The following is a 1,729-nucleotide window of genomic DNA, read 5'->3' on the forward strand; positions in this document are numbered from 1 at the left end:
GGCCGGGGCCCGGGCCACGCCGAGTCGGGCCAGCGCCCGGGCCAGCGAGCGGCGGCTGGTCTCGCGGGCGGCGGCGTCGTCGGCGAGCATCTCGACGAGTAAGGACACGGCCGCCGTCGCCTCCCGGGCCGGCCGGAGAAACGGGAAGGTTCGTTCCCAGGCGACAAACGGCTGGATCACCAGATCGTGCCGCCCGGCGACGTGCGCCGCCTCGTGGGCGAGCACCGCATCCAGCTCAGCGGCGTCGAGGGTGTTCAGCAGACCCCTGGAGACCACCACTCGGGCGTGGCGGACCCCCGGGACGCAGTAGGCGACCGCGATCGGATGGTCGAGGATCCGCAGCAGAATGCCGGCCCGGTCGCGGTGTTCGCACAGGCAGCAGGTGGCGGGATCGGAGCTGCTGCTGTCGCCACTGCCGCTCTCGCCACCGACTGCGCTCGAGTCGTCGCTTGGGTCGTCGCCCGAAGCGTCGCCCGGGGCGGCACTGCCGCCGGCGCCGTCGGCGGTGGAGAGCGGGTGGAGGTGGGTGTGGTCGGCCGAGTCCGGCGCGCCGTGCCCGCGGTGGCGGCGGCCGGCGAGGTCGACCAGGTGCCGGTGGCGATGCCGTTCGCGCAGGGTCGCCGCGGTCGATGCGCAGAGCACCCCGAACAGCCGGCAGGCCAGGGCGGTCGCCATGGCCAGCCCGACGAGGTTGACCCAGCGCAGGCCGGTGAGGGGGGACCCGGCGGCGATGTTGCCGAGATGATCGGTGATCGCGGTCGGGGTGTTCGCGGCCAGCGGGGAGACGGTGAACGCGATCGCGGCCAGCAGCGCCGAGACGCCGCCGGCCAGCCCGATCGCCTGCCACAGCACGATCGCCGCCCGCGGGCAGCGGTGCGGCCAGCGCGCGGCGGCCAGCAGGCGTGGTACCGGCCAGGCCAGTACGCCCGCGAACAGGGCGAGGAGGGCCGCGGTCGTCATCTCGCCGGCAACGTTACCGCCCGTCGGGTGGAATCTGAACCGTTCGATCCGAGTCGGTGGTCACCGGGTCCGGTCGGTCCAAGCCGCCGTCGGCCGTCCCGAACGGGGGTGGGATGGCTGAATCCGGGGCCTCGGCGGCCGGATCGCCACCGAGGGGTTCCAGCGCCCGGCGAAGGATCTCCGCCTCCTCGGCGGAGACCGATCCGACGAAGCGGACCAGCGCCGAACCGCGGTCGTCCGCGGTGCCCAGCGCCTCCATCATCGCCTCGGCGACGACGGCCTCCCGGCTGTCGGACGCGGCGTAGCGGTGGGCCCGCGCGGCCCGTTGCCGGCGGACGAAACCCTTGCGTTCCAGTCGTTCGAGTACGGTCAGCACGGTGGTGTACGCGAGATCGCGTTCATGGTCGAGGCGGGCCGCGACCTCGCGGGCCGTGAGCCAGCCGTCGCTCGACCACAACACGTCCATGACCGACCGTTCGAGGTCACCCAGGCGCGCCATGCTTCGATCCTACGTCCCGTAGAAGTTCAGGGCGGCGGAATGGTCTCGTTCGCGTCGCCTCCTGCGTCACACGGCCGCGCGACCTCGGTGTTTGTCTCGCGACGGCGGATGCGGGCGGCCTCGCACCGCCGGTGGTGCGACCCGGGGCGGCGCCGCGGACGTCACAACTCGACCGTGGCCCGAAGGTCGCACCGCCGCCGGCCGGCCGCCGGCCGCCGCGGCCCCCCCCATGCGTGCGCTGGCGCGTGTTCACGGCTCGACCGAGCGGGT

2 protein-coding genes are annotated in these 1,729 nt (G+C 74.2%); both read right to left on the reverse strand.

Annotated features, from left to right (window positions below):
* Positions 1-960, reverse strand: a 960-nt coding sequence (locus ND748_RS31405; RefSeq protein WP_251749921.1) for a M56 family metallopeptidase, incomplete at its 3' end; no start/stop codon positions are given.
* A gap of 13 nt (positions 961-973) precedes the next feature.
* Positions 974-1,459, reverse strand: a complete 486-nt coding sequence (locus ND748_RS31410) for a BlaI/MecI/CopY family transcriptional regulator (protein ID WP_251749922.1) — start codon at positions 1,457-1,459, stop codon at positions 974-976.
* Positions 1,460-1,729: the final 270 nt, after the last annotated feature.

It is taken from the genome of Frankia sp. AiPs1, assembly GCF_023716945.1.
In the GTDB taxonomy this organism is placed as follows: Bacteria; Actinomycetota; Actinomycetes; order Frankiales; family Frankiaceae; genus Frankia.